General features: G+C 58.8%; 16 protein-coding genes. 12 read left to right on the plus strand and 4 right to left on the minus strand.

Features of this window, described 5'->3' with window-relative positions; genetic code table 11:
- Positions 1-147: 147 nt before the first annotated feature.
- The 3 genes from DB51_RS01140 to DB51_RS01150 form a co-directional block, all read right to left on the minus strand.
- Complete coding sequence (locus DB51_RS01140; protein ID WP_169740163.1) at positions 148-2337, minus strand: mannosyltransferase YkcB-related protein; 2190 nt, start codon at positions 2335-2337, stop codon at positions 148-150.
- Between the two features lie 17 nt (positions 2338-2354).
- Positions 2355-3284 carry a dolichyl-phosphate beta-glucosyltransferase gene (locus DB51_RS01145; RefSeq protein WP_162174593.1) on the minus strand — a complete coding sequence of 310 codons (930 nt, stop codon included), beginning with the start codon at positions 3282-3284 and terminating at the stop codon, positions 2355-2357.
- Between the two features lie 309 nt (positions 3285-3593).
- Entirely contained in the window at positions 3594-4862 is a 1269-nt protein-coding gene (locus DB51_RS01150) for a polysaccharide deacetylase family protein (protein WP_156958172.1), read from the minus strand.
- A 366-nt stretch (positions 4863-5228) separates the two neighbouring features.
- Between DB51_RS01150 and DB51_RS01155 the strand changes: the two genes are divergently transcribed.
- From DB51_RS01155 to DB51_RS01165, 3 genes are all read left to right on the plus strand, one after another.
- Positions 5229-5522 carry a transcriptional regulator gene (locus DB51_RS01155; protein WP_034250764.1) on the plus strand — a complete coding sequence of 98 codons (294 nt, stop codon included), beginning with the start codon at positions 5229-5231 and terminating at the stop codon, positions 5520-5522.
- Between the two features lie 80 nt (positions 5523-5602).
- Complete coding sequence (locus tag DB51_RS01160; RefSeq protein ID WP_162174594.1) at positions 5603-6040, plus strand: MerR family transcriptional regulator; 438 nt, start codon at positions 5603-5605, stop codon at positions 6038-6040.
- The gene (locus tag DB51_RS01165; RefSeq protein WP_051867128.1) at positions 6037-6951 is read left to right on the plus strand and encodes a DMT family transporter; all 915 of its coding nucleotides are present in this window, start codon (positions 6037-6039) and stop codon (positions 6949-6951) included. Before DB51_RS01160 ends, DB51_RS01165 begins: the two co-directional genes overlap by 4 nt.
- Before the next feature lie 122 nt (positions 6952-7073).
- Here the strand turns inward: DB51_RS01165 and DB51_RS01170 are convergent, their stop codons facing one another.
- Entirely contained in the window at positions 7074-7394 is a 321-nt protein-coding gene (locus DB51_RS01170; protein WP_034250765.1) for a MazG nucleotide pyrophosphohydrolase domain-containing protein, read from the minus strand.
- Between the two features lie 63 nt (positions 7395-7457).
- Between DB51_RS01170 and DB51_RS01175 the strand changes: the two genes are divergently transcribed.
- The 9 genes from DB51_RS01175 (at position 7458) to DB51_RS01215 (ending at position 17985) form a co-directional block, all read left to right on the plus strand.
- Positions 7458-8066, plus strand: a complete 609-nt coding sequence (locus DB51_RS01175; RefSeq protein WP_034251112.1) for an LOG family protein — start codon at positions 7458-7460, stop codon at positions 8064-8066.
- Between the two features lie 189 nt (positions 8067-8255).
- Positions 8256-8963, plus strand: coding sequence for a response regulator transcription factor (locus DB51_RS01180; protein WP_034250766.1), 708 nt, complete (start codon positions 8256-8258; stop codon positions 8961-8963).
- 204 nt (positions 8964-9167) lie between these two features.
- On the plus strand, positions 9168-10235 hold the full coding sequence (fbaA, locus tag DB51_RS01185; protein ID WP_034250767.1) for a class II fructose-bisphosphate aldolase: 1068 nt from the start codon (positions 9168-9170) through the stop codon (positions 10233-10235).
- A gap of 145 nt (positions 10236-10380) precedes the next feature.
- Positions 10381-11682, plus strand: a complete 1302-nt coding sequence (locus DB51_RS01190; RefSeq protein ID WP_034250768.1) for an adenylosuccinate synthase — start codon at positions 10381-10383, stop codon at positions 11680-11682.
- A gap of 353 nt (positions 11683-12035) precedes the next feature.
- The gene (locus tag DB51_RS01195) at positions 12036-13439 is read left to right on the plus strand and encodes an ABC transporter permease subunit (RefSeq protein WP_034250769.1); all 1404 of its coding nucleotides are present in this window, start codon (positions 12036-12038) and stop codon (positions 13437-13439) included.
- 123 nt (positions 13440-13562) lie between these two features.
- Positions 13563-14546 (plus strand): branched-chain amino acid ABC transporter permease, encoded by a 984-nt coding sequence (locus DB51_RS01200; RefSeq protein WP_034250770.1) that lies wholly within the window; start codon positions 13563-13565, stop codon positions 14544-14546.
- Positions 14539-15537 (plus strand): ABC transporter ATP-binding protein, encoded by a 999-nt coding sequence (locus DB51_RS01205; RefSeq protein WP_084674474.1) that lies wholly within the window; start codon positions 14539-14541, stop codon positions 15535-15537. Before DB51_RS01200 ends, DB51_RS01205 begins: the two co-directional genes overlap by 8 nt.
- A gap of 11 nt (positions 15538-15548) precedes the next feature.
- Positions 15549-16364, plus strand: a complete 816-nt coding sequence (locus DB51_RS01210) for an ABC transporter ATP-binding protein (RefSeq protein WP_034250771.1) — start codon at positions 15549-15551, stop codon at positions 16362-16364.
- 358 nt (positions 16365-16722) lie between these two features.
- The gene (locus DB51_RS01215) at positions 16723-17985 is read left to right on the plus strand and encodes an ABC transporter substrate-binding protein (protein WP_034250772.1); all 1263 of its coding nucleotides are present in this window, start codon (positions 16723-16725) and stop codon (positions 17983-17985) included.
- Positions 17986-18163: the final 178 nt, after the last annotated feature.

Consider the following 18163-nt stretch of genomic DNA (forward strand, 5'->3'; position numbering starts at 1 on the left):
AAACGGAGATAACTGCACTAAAAGGACAGCTTTTCCGGTGAAGTATCACCGAATTGCTGTCCTTTTAGTGCAGTTATCGTATTAGATGGGTTATTACCTGCCAAAATGCGAAGAACCGGATTGTTTGTGGACGTTCTGACGGGTCTATCAGGAGGCTTCGGCGGATAGGTCGTACACGGTCACTCCATCCACGGTGGTTGCGGTGTAGTGTTCGGTGACCCAGGAGGATATCTCGGAAGCGGAGCCCGAACCTCCCATCTGCGTGCCTCCTCCGGACGAGCTGGCGATGTAGTAGTGAATCAGTCCTTGTCGCACATACTCCTTGAACTGTTTGAGAGTGGGTGCCGGGTCCGAGCCATTGAAACCGCCGATGGCCATGACCGCTTTCTGCGAAGCCAACTGATAGCTGGCCGCATTCTGCGAACCGGTGATTGCGGCTGCCCATCGATACGAGCTTGACGACTGCTCCAGCATCGAGACGATTTTGGAACTTGCAGAGCTGCCGCCCATACCCATGCCGCCCATTGAGCCGCCGCCCATGCCTTCGCTGGACGTTCCTTCACCGATGGAGCCGCTCGGGGCCGAAGCGTTGCCGTAGCCGGAAGCGGAGCTGGGGGGTTGGCCCATTGTTCCGCTGGGCGCCTCCGGTGCGCTTCCCGAGCCTTGCCCGGGTGTGCCTGAAGGAGCCTCCTGCATGGTGCCGTCCGAGGAGCCGGGGCCTCCCTGACCGCCTCCCGGGCCTCCGCCCTGTCCGCCCATACCTCCGCCCATGCCGCCCATCCCGGTGGATGACGTCACGCTCGGACCGGCCAGAACGATGGAACCATTGTGCCCGGTGGCGACCGTGTAGGCCGTCCAGGCCAAGGGGCCTGAAAGCAGCGATACCGCGGATAACGTCATACCGCATATCGCGATTCTCCTTGAGGAAGACAGCGCTGCGATGATGAATACGACGGTTGCGAGGATACCGAAGCTGAGTATGCACCATTTCAGCCAGGGCAGCCAGGTGCTCCTGCCCGCAAGCGTGAACGCCCAGTATGCGGAGCCGAGGACCAATGCGGGCGTGACGATTCTCGACCACAGGGATTTGCGGGACACCCACAGTCCGGTAACTGCAATCGCCGCGAGGACGGCGACGGCGGGTGCCAGCGCGACCGTGTAGTACTGGTGGAAGATACCCGCCATGAAGCTGAAGGTCAACCACGTGACGGCGAGCCAGCCACCGAAGACGATGACGCTTGCCCTGCGCAGGTCAATACGTGCCGCACGTCCCAGCGTCACCAGACCTATGACGATTCCGGCAAAGGCGAGTGGTGCGAGCCAGGCAATCTGCGTACCGTATTCACCGTCGAGCAGTCGCGTCCAACCCGTTTGACCCCACATGCCTCCGCCTGTTCCGCCGGTCGAGGACCCGCCCGGAACGACGGAACCCTCTTCGCTGCCGGTGAGTCTTCCGAAACCGTTGTAACTGAAGGTGAGTTCTAGGAAGGAGTCCGTTTGCGAGCCGCCGATATACGGGCGCGAGCCGGATGGGACGAGGACGGTCAGCGCGACCCACCATCCGGCAGCCAAGACCATGCCGATTACCGCGGCTACGCCGTCCACCACGCGGCGAAGGAAGCCTGTCGGGGACGCTATCAGGAAGGCGATGGCGAATCCGGGAAGCACCAGAAACACCTGCATCTGCTTGGTGAGGAATCCGAAACCGACCAGTATTCCAGCCAGAACCATCCACCAGGTACGGCGTCGATTGCCTGCCCTGGTCTTGGCGTATTCCAGTGAGCGCAGCACGCAATGCGCGGCCCCGACCATCAGCAGGACGAGCAGAGCGTCAGGGTTGTTGAACCTGAACATCAATGCCGCCACAGGGGTCAGTACGAAAGCGATTCCTGTAATCAGCCCTGCCGCGTTGCCCCAGTAGCGGCGGACGGTCGCATAGAGCAGATAGGTCGTCAGCACGCCCATAATCGCCTGGGGGAACAGTATGGAGAAGGAACTGAGGCCAAACGCACGCACGGAGAGGGCCATCAGCCATATGGATGCAGGCGGCTTGTCGACCGTTATCGCATTGCCCGAGTCCAGGGAGCCCCACAGGAAGGACTCCCAGTTCACCGAACCCGCTTGTGCCGCCGCCGAATAGAACTCATTGGCGTAGCCGGATGCCGTGAGATTGACGAAGTATGTCGCTGCGGCCATAGCCATCAGCGCGAGCAGCAGAATCCAGTCCGACAGCCTGCGTTTCGGCAGCCGGTACATGGTGATGCCCGTGTGTGATGCGCGTCCGTGGTCGTGCGACCTGGTCTGGTGCGACCGGTCCTTCGCCAAAGGGAGTGACATGTCGGATTGCTCGCTCATTATGCGCCCACTTTCACGTTGGCGAGTTCAATCAATGACCCGCGTAATTCATCTTGGTTCCGGACTCCCCAGCCGAGCGTCGCGTAGGGATTGGTGATGGGGCTTTTCCCGTCTTTCCGGCTTTCCTGACGCATGCGACGCATCCCTGCGATGTCTTTGCTGACGGTATCGGGGATGTTCACCCTGCTGTCGCTGTCCTCGACCCAGGTCACCGGTATCTCGTAGATTTGCATCCCACGACGTTCGGCCAGCACCAGCAGTTCGGTGTCGAAAAACCATTCGTCGTCTTTGATTCTGGGGAGCAGGGCGTCGGCGGCGGCTGCGGTCATGGCTTTGAAGCCGCACTGTGCGTCGTGGAATTTCACACCGAGATAGGTTCTGAGCATGAGGTTGTAGGTGCGTGAGATGAATTCGCGTTTCGTCGAACGGGTCACATCGGATTGCGCGAGCAGTCGGGAGCCGATGGATACGTCGGCCCCTCCGGCGAGCAGTGAGCCGATGAGTATGCCGGTGCAGCGAATATCGGTGGAAAGGTCCACATCCATGTATGACACCACTCTGGCCAACGATTCCGACCATGCCAGTTTCAGGGCGGCACCCCGGCCTTTGCGCCCGATGCGGACGGCCCTCAGCGATTCAGGGTATTGCGCGCACAGGGCCGTCGCGACATCCCATGTGGCGTCGGTGCTGGCGTTGTCGGCGATGATGATGTTCCAGGTGAAGGCGCTGCCCGGGTTGGCTTCATGGGAAAGGTAGGCTTCCAGCGTCTGAATGCAGGTCTGCAGGGTGTGTTCCTCGTTGTACACGGGAATCACGATATCCGCATCCACCTGTTGCGGATGGCCACGGCGGTCGATGATTGCCGTGCCTTGCGGGGTTGTTCCGTCATGCTTCGGACTGGGTTCCGTGGGTTTCTTGTTGGTGTTCATGCTTCCATGAAAGTGCCGGAGCCTTGCCGTTTTCTTCGGCCGACATTCATGTTGCATCCGATGCGGGAAAGAATTCTCTGAATGATTTCTGGATGTCTTCTGTGCCTGAGAGGGCTTCAGCGGGTCTCGGGAGTCCCTCAGCGTGCTGATCGCCGTATGTGTAGGGATTCTGAAGTAGACAGGGCCGTGGAGATGCGGAAAATAGCGGAACCGCAATAGCGGTTGTTGCGTAGTAGCCGACGGCTCTTAAAAAATCCCTACACAAACGCAGCGAAAGCCCCGGTTATGGTGTGAAAGCTCTCGGAATGCCTATTTCGTCTGAGGTGCCACTTCATTCTTGGCCACCCATTCGGGGAAGCGACCATCCATCGCAATCAGGTCGTTGACCGTCACGAACTCATATCCCTGTGCATGCAGGGCGTCGATGATGGAGGGGAGCACGTTCACGTCTTCGGTTCTGTCGCCGCCGCCGTCATGCATGAGGACGATTGCGCCGGAGTACGCGTGTTTCAACACCTGATCCTTAATGGCCTGTTCGCCGGGCCTCTTCCAGTCCAAGGTGTCTGTGGTCCAGAGAATGTTGGAGCTGACCATATCCGAGGCGTCGCTCCAGCATTGTTTGTTGAATGCGCCATAGGGGGCCCTCAGCATACGGGATTGCGTGTTGGATGCACTGCTGATGGCGCTGAATCCCGCATCCAGCTCCTTGCGCAGGGCGTCCCGTCCCAGTGTCGTCAAATCAGGGTGAGTGTTGCTGTGGCTGGCGACCTGGTTGCCGTCGGCAAGGATTTGCTGCTCCATCTGGGGCATTTCCGCCGACTGCTTGCCAATGTCGAAGAAGGTGGCTTTGGCGCCTTTGCTTTTGAGGATGTCGAGTATCGGAGCGGTGAAATTGCTTGGTCCGTCATCGAAGGTCAGCGCGATGACCTTCTTGTCCTCCGGTGGCTTGGGGCTCAGGGAGTTGATTTTCAGTTGGGTCGGTTGCTTGGTCACCGACTTGTCGACCTGCTCGCCGGAACGATCGCCGACCCAATACTCCTGCCGGCCTGCCCGGCCTTGCTGTTCGACGAACTGTATGGCGCCACCGGTGGTGACGCTGGTGTCGAAGGGAATGTCCTTCTCATGAACGGTGTGCTTCTCCTCGAGGTCCTTGCCGTCCTGAACCGTGATTGAATCGTTGGAGCGCAGATAGGTATTGCCGAGGTCACCACTGCTGATGGTCGCATTGTTGTTCTTCACCGATATGCCGGCCCCGCCATGTTCTTCAAGGGTCTTGCCGGTGAGGGAAAGCAGTCTGCCGGCCTTCTTGTCAAAGTCGTGATGCTCTTCAAGAATGTCTTTGAGACTTTGGTTGGCGGTGACCTGCATGGCGACGTTGTTGATGGTCACGTTGAAGGTGCGGTAGTTGTTCCACCAGAACCATGCGCCGAAGACCAGGGCTGCGCACAGTGCCACGGAGATGACGGACACGGCGATTCTGGTGTTGCGTCGCTTCGGAGACGTGGGGATGTCGAGCGCCTCGACACCGTTTCCACGTAAGGACGATGATGACTCACCGTTGTTCTCGTTCGCTCCCATGACTTCCCCCTGACTCTTCCCCTGCTCGTTACCCGCAACTATTGTAGTGGGAAAGCCACGAAAAGTTAATGTTGATTAGTACAAAGTACTTTGTTCTGTAAAGCTTTCTGGAGTGCGGCTATTGCCAATCGGGAGAAGGGATGAAAGGGGTCTTTCCATGAAGGGCAAATCTCGGTGCTGCCAAGATGCACCAAATCGACACCTCCTGTCGCTGTCAACTGTTCACCGGCCATTTCCTCTGCGGCTATTCAAGTGGGCAAATCACCGCTCGGAAGATGAGCGCTTCGCGGCCGTCCGGCGCGTGGATGGGGCGGTCGTTCGGTGCCGAGGGCGTCGGCAGGTCATCATGCCGATGGAGCGTGCGGCATGAGCGATGCACTCGATCCGGTCATTCATCCTGCCTCCAGACTGAGAATCATGACGACCCTGTACCGGACGGACCATGGACATCCCGTCAGCTTTCAGGAGCTCGCCGCTTCGCTCCGAATGACCTCGGGGAACCTGGCCGTTCATCTGCGGAGATTGGAACACGCCCGCTACATCAACATCGAGAAAAGCATCGAGCTGAAGAAGCCGGTGACGAGAATCTCGCTCACCGCATCGGGGCGTCGAGCATTCAACAATTATCTCGAGACATTGCAACAGCTATTGCAGGGATGATGACTGAGCAGTCGACGCGACGAAACGCCGTGGACCGAGCCCTTGACCTGGAGCTAACTCCAAGTTCTAGAATCGCAGTCATGCTTAAGAAAAACAACACCGTGCGTCTGCTCGGTGAAGCCGACGGCGCCCCGGAGGAGTGGTCGGTGCCGCGTTGGTCGATTGGACAGGCCGCTGAACGCACAGGGGTCTCTGCAGATACGCTCCGATACTACGAACGCGAAGGAATCCTCTCTCCCGCCGGACGCACACCAGGTGGCCTTCGTCGCTACAGTGAACTGGATCTCGAAAAAATATCCTGTGCGCACTGGCTTCGGTGTGCGGGGGTGTCATTGAACACCATCAGGGAGTTCGATGCACTCCGTGACGGCGGCAGGCAGACCCTCAGCGGAAGAAGGGCCTTGCTTGAAGACCACCTTGATGAGCTGGAGCGAAAGCGGGAGGAAATCGACGCGTCGATGACCTCCATCAAGGCGAAAATCGCCAAATACGACCGTCTGATTGAGGAACGACAATGACCGCACGCGCACGAGCCTTCATCGCCCTGGTCGCAGCCGCTGCGTTCTGGGCGGGCAATTACGTCTTCGGCCATGTCGCGGTCGCCACTATGTCCCCCTTCAGCATCGTGTTGTTTCGTTGGGCGCTCGCGCTGATACCGCTGGGTATCATCGCCCAGTGTCTTGAGCACCGGCGCTGGAAGGATCTCCTGGCTCATTGGCCCTTCCTGCTCATGCAGGCAGCTCTCGGCATGTTCGCCTACAACATCCTGCTGTATGCGGCTCTCCATGTATCGACCGCGTTCGAGGCGTCACTGATCAATGCCGCGAATCCCGCTTTGATCGCCGTAGCCGCCACGGTGCTGCTTCATGAGCGGATTGGCTGGAAAGGTGCTGTGGGCATCGCCCTGGCGCTGTTCGGCGTGCTGATTGTGCTGACCCGGGGCGACATATCCACACTGTTCCGCAATGCTTTCGGCCCCGGGGCCCTGCTGATGATAGGAGCCATAGTCGTCTGGACCGCTTACAGCATCGCTGGCCGCATGGGGCCTCGACTGCCTCCTGTGTCCTCGGTCCTGGTGCAGGCGATGTTCGTGGTCATCGTCATGGGTGCTGCGGCGCCCTTCGTGGGAGTCACTCTACCGACCAGTACCGAGGCATTCGCGTCCCTGCTGTTCATCGCGGTGTTTCCCTCATGCCTGTCCTACGTGCTGTGGAACGTCGCTTTGACGCAGATTCCATCCGGCATGGCAGGAGTGTTCCTCAATCTCATCACCCTGTTCACGGCGATATGGGCTCTGATGACAGGAGAGACCATTACGGTCTCGCAGATTGTCGGCGGGCTCGTCATCATAGGCGGTGTCATGCTGACGGCGCTCTCGAAGCGAGGAGACGGCAACCACGTCGAGGCGGATGTCCCCCGAGAGGTCTGAGGGGCTTGTCCCCGCTATGCGAAGGCGTTCAGAAGGCCAAGCGAACAATCAGAGGCATGGAGGCAGTGCCCGGTGTAGACGACACGACGGCAGTCGCCTCTGAGAGCAGGACCCTGATTGCTCTAGTGTTCGCCGAAGCGTTTCGTGAGCTTTTCCTCGCTCGCCTGCATCAGGTCATCCGCTGTGAAACCGTACTTGTCCGCCATGATGAGCAGGTTGTCGAGAACATCGGCAAGTTCCTCGCGAATATGCAATAGCTGCCCGTCTTCGGAGAGCTTCTGCTCGTGGGGGTGGTCCCTGCCGATTTCATGGGTGCGCACCGCCTGCGCCAACTCTCCGAGCTCTTCGCTCATGAAAGCCAACCTGACGAAGGGCGGGTAGGGGTACCATTGTCGGCTGATGTAGAAGTCTTTCAGCCATCGGGCATGATCGTGGATGTCCATGAGCTTCGACCTTCGGGAAGAGACGTTGTTGAACTTCGAATCACTATAGGCAGAGGAGCGGAATTGACCCGGAACATTGTGGTGTACTGCGGCGCGGCAAACGGCAATAGCGCGGATTTCACGGCGACGGCGATAGCGGTCGCGGACTGGATTGTGGACAACCGCTACACGATGGTGTACGGCGGGGGCAGCGTCGGACTCATGGGCACCACGGCGAAACGAGTGCTCGACCGCGGCGGCAGTGTGCACGGCGTCATCCCGAAGATACTGCGGGACCGTGGCACCGCGATGGAAGGTCTGACCCAGCTGAGCGTCGTCCCCGACATGACCGCGCGCAAACACATGATGTTGGAACTCGGCGACGTCTGTCTGGCGTTGCCTGGAGGTCCGGGCACGCTGGAGGAGATCAGCGAGGCTTTTTCCTGGGCGCGGCTGGGGCTGAACAACAATCCCTGCATCTTTCTCGACGTGCATGATTTCTGGAAGCCTCTGGCCCAGATGTTCGACACCATGGTCGCCAATGCTTTCCTGACAGCGGAGGATCGTAAGAAGCTGCTGTTCACATCCTCGCTTGATTCATTGAACGAGTGGATATCTTCGTATGAGCCTCCTGCCATACGGCAGTACCATACTTCCACCTCCGACGAGAGGTCCTCGGAGGGTGGCAGATAGACCGCGTCCAGACACCGGCTGCCCGTATGCGAGGTGAAGGACCGCGTGTTCTTGCCGGAGCGGAAGTTCGGGTGCTTCCCCGAGGTTCCCGGTAGAATGGAATACCATATCCATCGTGACATTGATAGGGCAGCTGTCGGTTTAGGGCGTTGATGAGCATCGGCGCCCGGAGCGGCACTGGGAGGGCTCATGAAAATCCTTGTTGTGGATGACGACCGCACATTTACGGAAATGTTGCGCGCCGCCCTGCTGACGCAAGGGTATGAGGTCGCAGTAGCCTCCGCGGGCAGCGGTTGCCTCGCTGCGGTGCCGCAGGAGAAACCGGATTTGATACTGCTTGACATGGAGTTGCCGGACACTGACGGTCTGAGCGTCATACGAAGCGTTCGCCGGTGGAGCGATGTGCCGATTCTGGTGGTTTCGGGCCAGGGTGCCACTGCCGAACAGGATGTTCCCGAGGTCATCGAGGCCTTGGATGCCGGTGCGGACGAGTATGTGCCGAAGCCTGTGGCTCTGGACGAGATTCTTGCCCGGGTGAGGGCACTTTGCAGACGAATTCCCCATGACAGTGGAGCGCCTCTGGTCACCATGGGGCATGTCACCATCGACCTGTCCACGCATTCGGTGTTCAGACAGTTCCGCGGACGCCAGACCAGGGTGCAGCTGACTCCCACGGAGTGGAAGGTGCTGCAGATGCTGGTCAAGAATGTCGGACGTCTGGTTACCAGACAGGATTTGCTCACCGAGATATGGGGGAGCGAACATGTGCATGATTCGGGCAATCTGAGACTGTACGTCTCCCAGTTGCGCAAGAAGATCGAGCAGGACCCGGCGAAGCCGCAGTTCCTGAAAACGGAGACCGGCATGGGGTATCGCTTGGAGCTTCAGGATAGCTGACATCACGGTGTTCTGCGCAATAATCCCTGCGCAACTCCCTGTACAGGTCTCTCAACCATTCTCCAAACGACTCTCCGGACCATCGCGTGCCTGGTGGAGGAGTGCCGCACGAAGTGGCGCACGGGATTGTGAACCCTGCCACAGTCCGTGGAGTTATGCGGACGCAAGAGGAAATTCGTATCGTGGGCAGTGGATAATGAAGGTATGACTATTGCCACACCGGAGCGTTACGCTCACATGCTTGAAGCCGCCAGAAGCGGAGGATATGCATATCCCGCCATTAATGTCACCAGCACCCAGACACTTAATGCGGCGCTCCAGGGTTTTGCCGAGGCGGAGTCCGATGGCATCATTCAGGTATCCGTCGGCGGGGCCTCGTACCTTTCGGGGCAGGCCGTCGCAGACAGAGTCACCGGGTCTCTCGCGCTTGCGGCCTTCGCCAGAGAGGTCGCCAAACGCTATTCGCATATCACGATTGCACTGCACACCGATCATTGCGCGGTGCAGTATCTTGACGAGTGGGTACGGCCACTGTTGGCATATGAGGCGGAGCAGGTTGCACATGGCGAGGAACCGGCCTTCCAATCGCATATGTGGGACGGCTCCACGGTGCCTCTCGACCAAAATCTGACCATCGCCGAGGAGCTTCTCGATAAATCGCAGGCGGCCCGTACCGTGCTTGAAATCGAGATCGGCGCGGTCGGCGGCGAGGAGGACGGTCATCGTGCCTCCGAGAACGCCAAGCTCTACTCCACGCCCGAGGATGCCGTCGAAGTCGCCCGACGGCTGGGACTGGGCGAAAGAGGCCGATACATCGCGGCCTTCACCTTCGGCAATGTGCACGGTGCCTACAAACCCGGATTCGTGAAATTGCGCCCGGACATTCTCGGTGACATCCAGCGGGAAACCGCATCGGCTGTGTCGCAGGGGAAGGTCGAGGGACTGGATGCCTCCACGCGTTATCCTGACGATAAGCCCTTCATGCTGGTGTTCCACGGAGGTTCGGGCTCATCTCCCGAGGACATCGCGACGGCGGTCGGCAACGGTGTGGTGAAGATGAATATCGACACCGATACGCAGTACGCCTTCACCCGCGCGGTGGCGGGCCATATGTTCGCCAACTACGACAAGGTTCTCAAAATCGACGGTGAGGTCGGAGAAAAGAAGCAGTATGACCCGCGTTCGTGGGGGAAGCAGGGGGAAATCTCGATGGCGCAACGGGTCGTCGAAGCGTGCCAGGAGCTGGGTAGCGCCGGACATGCATTGCGATAGGCCGCTTTTCTGACCGTGCACACGCATCCGTGCGCTTAACCGTGCGCTGATTCGGGCCGGAGGGCTGACCGGATACCGCTCCAGGCTTCGGGGTATTCTCATTGTGGCGGACGGGGTGTCCCCGACGCACGAATGGAGGTGCAGTATGCCCGGAATCGTTCTCATCGGAGCCCAGTGGGGTGACGAAGGCAAAGGCAAAGCCACGGATCTCATCGGTGACAAGGTTGATTACGTCGCCCGGTTCAATGGCGGCAACAACGCTGGTCATACGGTCGTGGTCGGTGACCAGACCTATGCGCTTCATCTGCTGCCTTCCGGTATCATCCACCCGAATGTGACGCCTGTTGTGGGCAATGGGGTCGTCGTCGATCCCGAAGCGCTGTTCTCGGAAATAGACGGGTTGGAATCACGCGGGGTGGACTGCAGTCGACTTCTCGTCAGCGAATCCGCACACATCATCACGCCGTATCATCGCACGCTCGACAAGGTGACCGAGCGCTTCCTCGGTAAACACAAGATAGGCACCACTGGTCGCGGCATAGGTCCGGCCTACGCCGACAAGGTCAATCGCGTGGGTATCCGCGTCCATGACCTGTTCAATCCGCAGCATCTGCACGACAAGGTCGAGGCCAGCCTCCACCAGAAGAACCAGATGCTCGTCAAACTGTACAATCGCAGGGCCATAGACGTCGATGCCATCGTCGATGAGCTCCTCGCAGTCGCAGGGCGTCTCAAGCCCTACGTAGCGAATACTTCGCTCGTGCTGAATTCGGCATTGGACGAAGGGAAAACCGTGCTCTTCGAAGGTGGCCAGGCGACCATGCTCGATGTGGACCACGGTACCTATCCTTTCGTTACGTCATCGAATTGCACGGCGGGCGGAGCATGCACGGGAACGGGCGTCGGCCCGACGAAGATCAGTCGTGTCATCGGGGTTTCCAAGGCGTACATCACCCGAGTCGGGGAAGGGCCGTTCCCGACCGAGCTGAATGACGCCTCGGGAGAGTGGCTGCGCGCGCAAGGTCACGAGTTCGGCGTCACCACGGGAAGGCCGCGTCGTTGCGGCTGGTTCGACGCCCTGGTCAACCGCTACGCGGCACAGATCAATGGTCTGACCGACATCGTGCTGACCAAGCTTGACGTATTGACCGGTCTTGAAAGCATTCCGATATGCACGGCATATGATGTCACGCTTGCCGATGGTTCGCACGCAACCGTGCGTGATATGCCTACCGATCAGGCCGAGTTCGCTTCCGCTGTGCCTGTTTACGAGGAAATGCCCGGATGGAGCGAGGATATTTCCCAGGTGCGGTCCTTCGAAGAGTTTCCTCAGAAGACGAAGGATTATGTCAAAAGACTCGAAGATCTGTCCACATGTCGGATTTCCGCCATCGGCACGGGCCCTGGCAGAGATCAGATCGTATCCGTTCATTCGCTGATCGACTGACGCTTTCGCACGCTCGTCCTGTCTCCCCGAGAAGGGGAGGAGCAGTCGTTGAAGAGCCCGCGATGAGAAGCCTCTGACACCAAGCGTGTCAGGGGTTTTCGTCATTCAAGAGACTTCCGGGCTGTTTGGCGTGAAAAGGACCGCAGCATACGATAACTGCACTAAAAGGACAGCTTTTCCGAGAAACTATTACCAAATTGCTGTCCTTTTAGTGCAGTTATCTCTGCCGCTCAATAGGTGACGAGTCGTTCGGCAATGTTTCCAATCGGCGTTCTCCGTAATATCCGAGAAATATTGGTGCAACCAGATAAGGACTTCCGTCTTTTAGGTTAAAGCCCATCGGAGGGAGCCATATGATTGCATATGTTTCAAAGAGGAGAGTGCTTCGCCCTGCCCTGATGTGCGTTGGGTTGGCGATTGCCCTTATGGTCTTGCTGTTTGGTGTGAACCCAGTGACCGCGAACGCCGCGGAAGCAGTCGAGACGTGTAATCCCACAAGTGAAATCGCTTGTGTGAACGGCGTGCTGCAGGATTCGGCGAAAGCCCCTATCGCAGGTGTCGAGGTCACGCTGGGAGGGGCCGAAAGCGCGACCGCGACAACGGACGCTTCGGGGAAATGGGCGTTTTCGGTCACTGCGGATGGCGAGTACACGGTTTCGATACCTGCGTCCGTTGTGCAAGAGCACGGTCTGAAAGCGGACACCGCAACCGTCGACGTCAAAAAAGGCGATTTCAGCAAAGCGCGGCGGGTGGTGAGATTCGACGAAGTGCAGGCGTCGTCGGAGGCTTCCTCCGGCAGCAAGGCTTCTTCGGATACCGGAAAGTCGTCGGAATCCGCATCATCGACGGCGGAGGGGCCCAGCGCCTTCTCGACCTTCATGTCTCGCTTCTGGCAGCAGTTGTTCAGTGGAGTCATTTTCGGCCTGATGCTTGGACTGATGTCGGTAGGCATGAACCTCGTCTACGGAACGACGAAGCTGAGCTCCTTCTCACACGGCGAGCAGGTGTCTCTTGGTGGTCTGATGGCGTATGTCGGCACGCAGCTGCTGCACTGGCCCCTGGTGGTTTCAGCGATATTCGCGGTGGCGGTCGGAGCGTTGACCGGTTGGATTCAGAACGAACTCGTATGGAGCCCCTTGCGGCGTAAGCGCGTCGGTCCAACGCAGCAGATGATCGTGACCATCGGTCTGTCCATGGCCTTGCAATATGTGTTCCAGTTCTTCTTCGGAGGCGATGTCAAGGGCATCACCACCACAGTCCCCAAAGGATTCCAGATAGGTCCGATCACGACCGATGCGACGACGCTCGTACTGGCAGGTATCGCGCTTGCGGTAATCATCGCCTTCACGTTGTTCCTCTACGGCACCAGACTCGGCAGGGCGACTCGTGCGGTCTCGGACAATGCCGCCCTGGCTTCCGCCTCCGGGATCAACGTCGAGCGGGTGGTGCGCATCGTCTGGATTATCTCCACTGCCCTCGCGGCGCTCGCAGGTGTGCTCATCGGCATCTATCTCAACGGCATCGCGTGGAACACCGGTGCCTTGGTTCTTCTGCTGATGTTCTCGGCGGTGACCCTGGGTGGTCTGGGCACCGCCAACGGTGCTCTGGTGGGTTCATTGGTCATCGGCATCGTCGCGGATATGAGCTCGCTGGTGATTCCGAACGATATGCGTTACGTCAGCGCCTTGGCGATTTTGATCGTGGTCCTGCTCATCCGCCCGCAGGGTGTTTTCGGCAAGCAACAGAGAGTGGGCTGAGATGAAGGGGATACGGGAAATTCAACGGTCGGTGGCACTTCTGAACGGGCATGCAACGTCAAGGAGTCACGCCACGCACGACAACAGCTCGAGTGAAGGATGCACGGTGAAAGGAGGTCAGCGATGGATTGGATGACGATTCTCAGCAATTCGGTCGCTCAGCTCATTGCTCCGACAACGGCGGCGTATGTGCTTGCGGCGATAGGGCTCAATATCCACTTCGGCATGACCGGATTGATGAATATGGGTCAGGCGGGCTTCATGCTTCTTGGAGCGTACGGATTCGCCATAACGCAGAGCATGGGCTGGAACCTTTTCGCCTCGCTGCTGGCAGCCCTGGCGCTCGCCGCCGTATATGCGGTGCTGCTGGGCATACCTACGTTGAAGTTGGGGCCGGACTATCTGGCCATGGTCACTCTGGCTTCGGCCGAAATCATACGCATCGTGGCCAGATCGACTTCCATGACGAATCTCACCGGTGGCTCGGGAGGCATTTCACCTCAGGATTTCACCACGCAGTTCGAAGCGGCTTCACCCTTGCCGTCCGGCAGCTCCACGATCCTGCTGTGGACGTATTCGAATAACATCGCCGATTCCTGGTGGATCAGAATCGTCGCCTGGACCCTGGTGCTGATTGCCGCGCTGCTGGTCTGGCGTTGGTTCAAGTCGCCGTGGGGCCGCGTGCTCAAGGGCATCCGTGAAGACGAGAACGCTCTGCGTTCCTTGGGCAAGTCGGTGACGAAGTTCAAGTTGCAGTCCTTGTTCCTGGGCGGTGCCTTCGGTGCTCTTGCGGGTATCATCTTCGTGCTGCCTCGTTCGGTGCAGCCGGATTCGCTCGGCAGGCAGGTCACCTTCTATGTGTGGACCATCCTGCTGCTCGGCGGCGCCGCCTCGATATTCGGCCCGGTGCTGGGCTCGTGCCTGCTGTGGGTGATGCTCACCTTCGTCAAGGAGCTCATGCGCGGCACCATATCCGAGAATTTCATGTCCTCCAACCAGATTGAGGCCCTGGGTTGGGTCATCGTCGGTGTGGCGCTGATGTGTCTGGTGATATTCAGACCACAGGGTCTTCTCGGAGACAGAAGGGAGTTGGCGTTCAATGTCTGATACTCAAATCACACCCGGTGAGGTCGTAGCCGGACAGCAGTCAACAGAGCAGTCAACAGAGCAGTCAACAGAGCAGTCAACAGTGCAGGTTGCCGAGGCGTCGGGTGCTGCGTCGGGCGGTGTCACGTTTGGTGCCCAGGTGGTCCGGGACCTTTCCTTCGTGGAGCATGCGGCAGGCGTGCACAAGCCGGACCCGATTCTCGTGGCCGACAACGTGACCAGGAAATTCGGAGGCATCACCGCTGTCGATGTCGATCATTTCGAGATAGAACGTCATGGCATCACCGCGTTGATCGGCCCCAATGGCGCAGGCAAGACCACATTCTTCAATCTGATGACCGGGTTCGACACTCCGGACTCGGGGACGTGGCAATTCGACGGCAGCAACCTCTCGACGGTCTCATCCGAGAAGGTCGCGCGTATGGGCATGGTCCGTACCTTCCAGCTGACCAAGGTGATGAACAGACTGACGGTGCTCCAGAACATGCTGCTCGGCGCTCCGGACCAGCCGGGTGAGGGGATGCTGAGATCGCTGGTGCCGAGCCTGTGGAGGAACCGCGAACGTGAAATCACCGAACAGGCCGAACAGCTGCTGGATCGTTTCCTGCTCTTGAAGAAGAAGGACGATTACGCAGGTTCGCTCTCCGGTGGACAACGCAAACTCTTGGAGATGGCTCGGGCGCTGATGAGCAGGCCGAAGCTGGTGATGCTCGATGAGCCGATGGCCGGTGTGAACCCCGCGTTGAAACAATCGCTGCTCGACCATATCGTTTCTCTGCGTGACGACGGCACCACCGTGCTTTTCGTCGAGCATGACATGAACATGGTTCGCCATATCGCCGATTGGGTCACGGTGATGGCCGAGGGGCGAATCGTCGCGGAAGGGCCGCCGCAGTCGGTGATGAACGATCAGGCAGTGGTGGATGCCTATCTGGGTGCTCACGCAAATATCGATTTGGGTGACGACAGTGTCCTTCAGGACATGGAGTAGGAGGGTGTGCAATGGCAGACTTGGTTGAGGAGCAGTCGGTACAACAGCTTCCGGATCGCAGCGAGATTCATGTCGGCGAGCCTGATGGGGAGCCCTTGCTTGATGCGGTGGATTTGATCGCCGGGTACCTTCCCGGTGTCAATATCCTCAACGGCGCCTCCCTCTCCTTGCACGAGGGTGAAATCGTCGGCATCATAGGTCCGAACGGTGCAGGCAAGTCGACCCTGTTGAAGTCCTTGTTCGGCCTGGTCCATGTGAAATCAGGCTCCTTGCTGCTGCACGGCAAGGACATCACGAATCTGCGCGCGGACAAACTGGTGTCGATGGGGGTCGGCTTCGTGCCCCAGACCGAGAACGTGTTCCCAAGTCTCACAGTCAGGGAAAATCTCCAGATGGGCGCATATCAGAGTCCTCAGCTCTTCGGCGAACGCTTCGACTATGTGACCTCGATATTCCCCCGATTGGGCGAGCGCAAGGACCAGGCCGCCGGTTCCCTCTCGGGTGGTGAACGACAGATGGTGGCGATGGGCCGGGCATTGATGATGAAGCCTTCGGTGCTGCTGCTCGACGAGCCTTCGGCGGGTCTGAGCCCGATGCTGCAGGACGAGACCTTCATCCGCGTGCGGCAGGTCAACAAAGCCGGGGTCAGCGTCATCATCGTCGAACAGAACGCCAGGCGCTGCCTGCAGATCTGCAATCGTGGCTATGTGCTCGATCAGGGTCGCAACGCCTACTCGGGGCGGGGCCGCGAACTGCTTAACGATCCGAAGGTCATCTCGTTGTATCTGGGCAATCTGGAGGAGACGGTCGAGGAAGAGGGCCGCTGACGTCTTTCCGGTGTTCTTGAGGCGGAGTGCCTTTCGCCGTTTGAACGAGCGCTGAGGCCAGGGCTTCCAATACCCTGTTCCCGGTCTCTGGATATTGGCATCCATAGACCGGGCCTTGGCATGCTCGTTTACTGATTTCCTTGTGTTTCCAACAGTTTTCGGGCTTCATCTCAAAGAAATATGAGGTACATGAAACCGTTGCAAGCGACTTCTACTCTGGTTCTCATGGTCACATTCGGAGAAATTGTTTCCATATCCCGAACGGTGTGCTGCAGGTGATCCGCATATGCGGTGTCGCGGCATTCCCCACACCGAGGGTTCAGGGAGAAAAATTCGGAGAAGGAATGGTGATGTTGATATGCGAAGGAATCGATCATTGGCGGTAACCGCGACGGCTTCAGTCGCGGCACTTGTTATGGGGCTCTCCGCGTGCGGCGGTTCGGGCAGTGAGGCGAGCTCATCAGGCTCGGCATCCGACGGACAGTTTGTGGTCGGAGGCCTGTTCCCGTTGACAGGGTCGCTGGCGTATCTTGGTCCTGCGGAAACCACTGCGGCGGATCTGGCGATCAAGGACATCAATGCCGCAGGCGGAGTACTCGGTAAAGATGTCAAGGAAGTCAGCGCGGATGTCTCAGACGCCGATCATGCCGACCAAAATACGACGGCCGCGCAATCCGTGCTGTCCAAAAGCCCTTCGGTGGTTATGGGTCCCGCGTCGAGCTCGGTGGTGAAGAACACCTATAAAGCGGTTACCGAGGCCAAGGTGCCGATGATTTCGATGGGCGCCACCTCGCCCTCCCTTTCGGGCATCAGCCCCTACTTCTTCCGCACCGTTCCACCGGACTCCGTGCAGGGTGCCGTGGTGAGCAGTCTCATAGCCCAGGATGGGGTGCAGAAGCTTGCCATCGCGGTCTTCAACGAAGAGTACGGCACAGGATTGCGTAAGGTCATCGTCAACAGCCTCAAGGATGCCGGCGTCGAAGTGGTCTATGGGGAGACGGATACCTTCGACCCGACCGAGACCAACTTCTCCTCGCTGGTGACCTCCATCAAAGCCACCAAGCCTGATGCCGTTCTGGTCATCGCCTTCGACCAGACGAAGCAGCTGCTGAAGGAGATGAGCAGCCAGGGGCTTGACACCAAAACGAAGCTGTACATGACCGATGGCAATACCGCGGACTACTCGTCCGATTTCGATGCGGGATTCCTCGAAGGTGCACAGGGGACCATTCCGGGAGCCCATCCGAGCGATGATTTCCAGAAGCGTTTGAAGGAGATAGACTCCAAGCTGTCCGATTACACGTATTCCGCCGAAACCTATGACGGCATCGTGCTTGCGGCCCTCGCCGCGGAGAAGGGCGGCGCGGTGGATGGTGAAACGGTGCAGAAGAATCTCGCAGCGGTTTCGGGTGCCGACGGAGGGGACAAGTGCTCGACTTTCAAGGATTGCGCGGCGCTCATCAAGGAAAAGAAGGATATCCAGTATGTAGGACTCGCCGGAATCGGACCCTTCAACAGCAACAACGATCCGAGCTCCGCGTCTATCGGTATCTACAAGTTCGATTCCGCCAACAAGCCCGTCTACAGCAGGTCCCAGGAAGGCGAAGTGCCGAAGAGCTGAAGCCGTGACCGTGGTCCGTGGCATGCTCTTCGGTAGTGTTCTCGCCTAAGTTCCGGCGAAGGAGGCAGGATTCACCGACGGACGATGATGCGGGATTGCGAGGGCCGGGTTGTGAGATGGTGGCGACACCATCACAACCCGGCCCTCGCTGATTTCATACCGGATACCCGCTCGGGCC

Source organism: Bifidobacterium crudilactis (genome assembly GCF_000738005.1).
GTDB lineage: Bacteria > Actinomycetota > Actinomycetes > Actinomycetales > Bifidobacteriaceae > Bombiscardovia > Bombiscardovia crudilactis.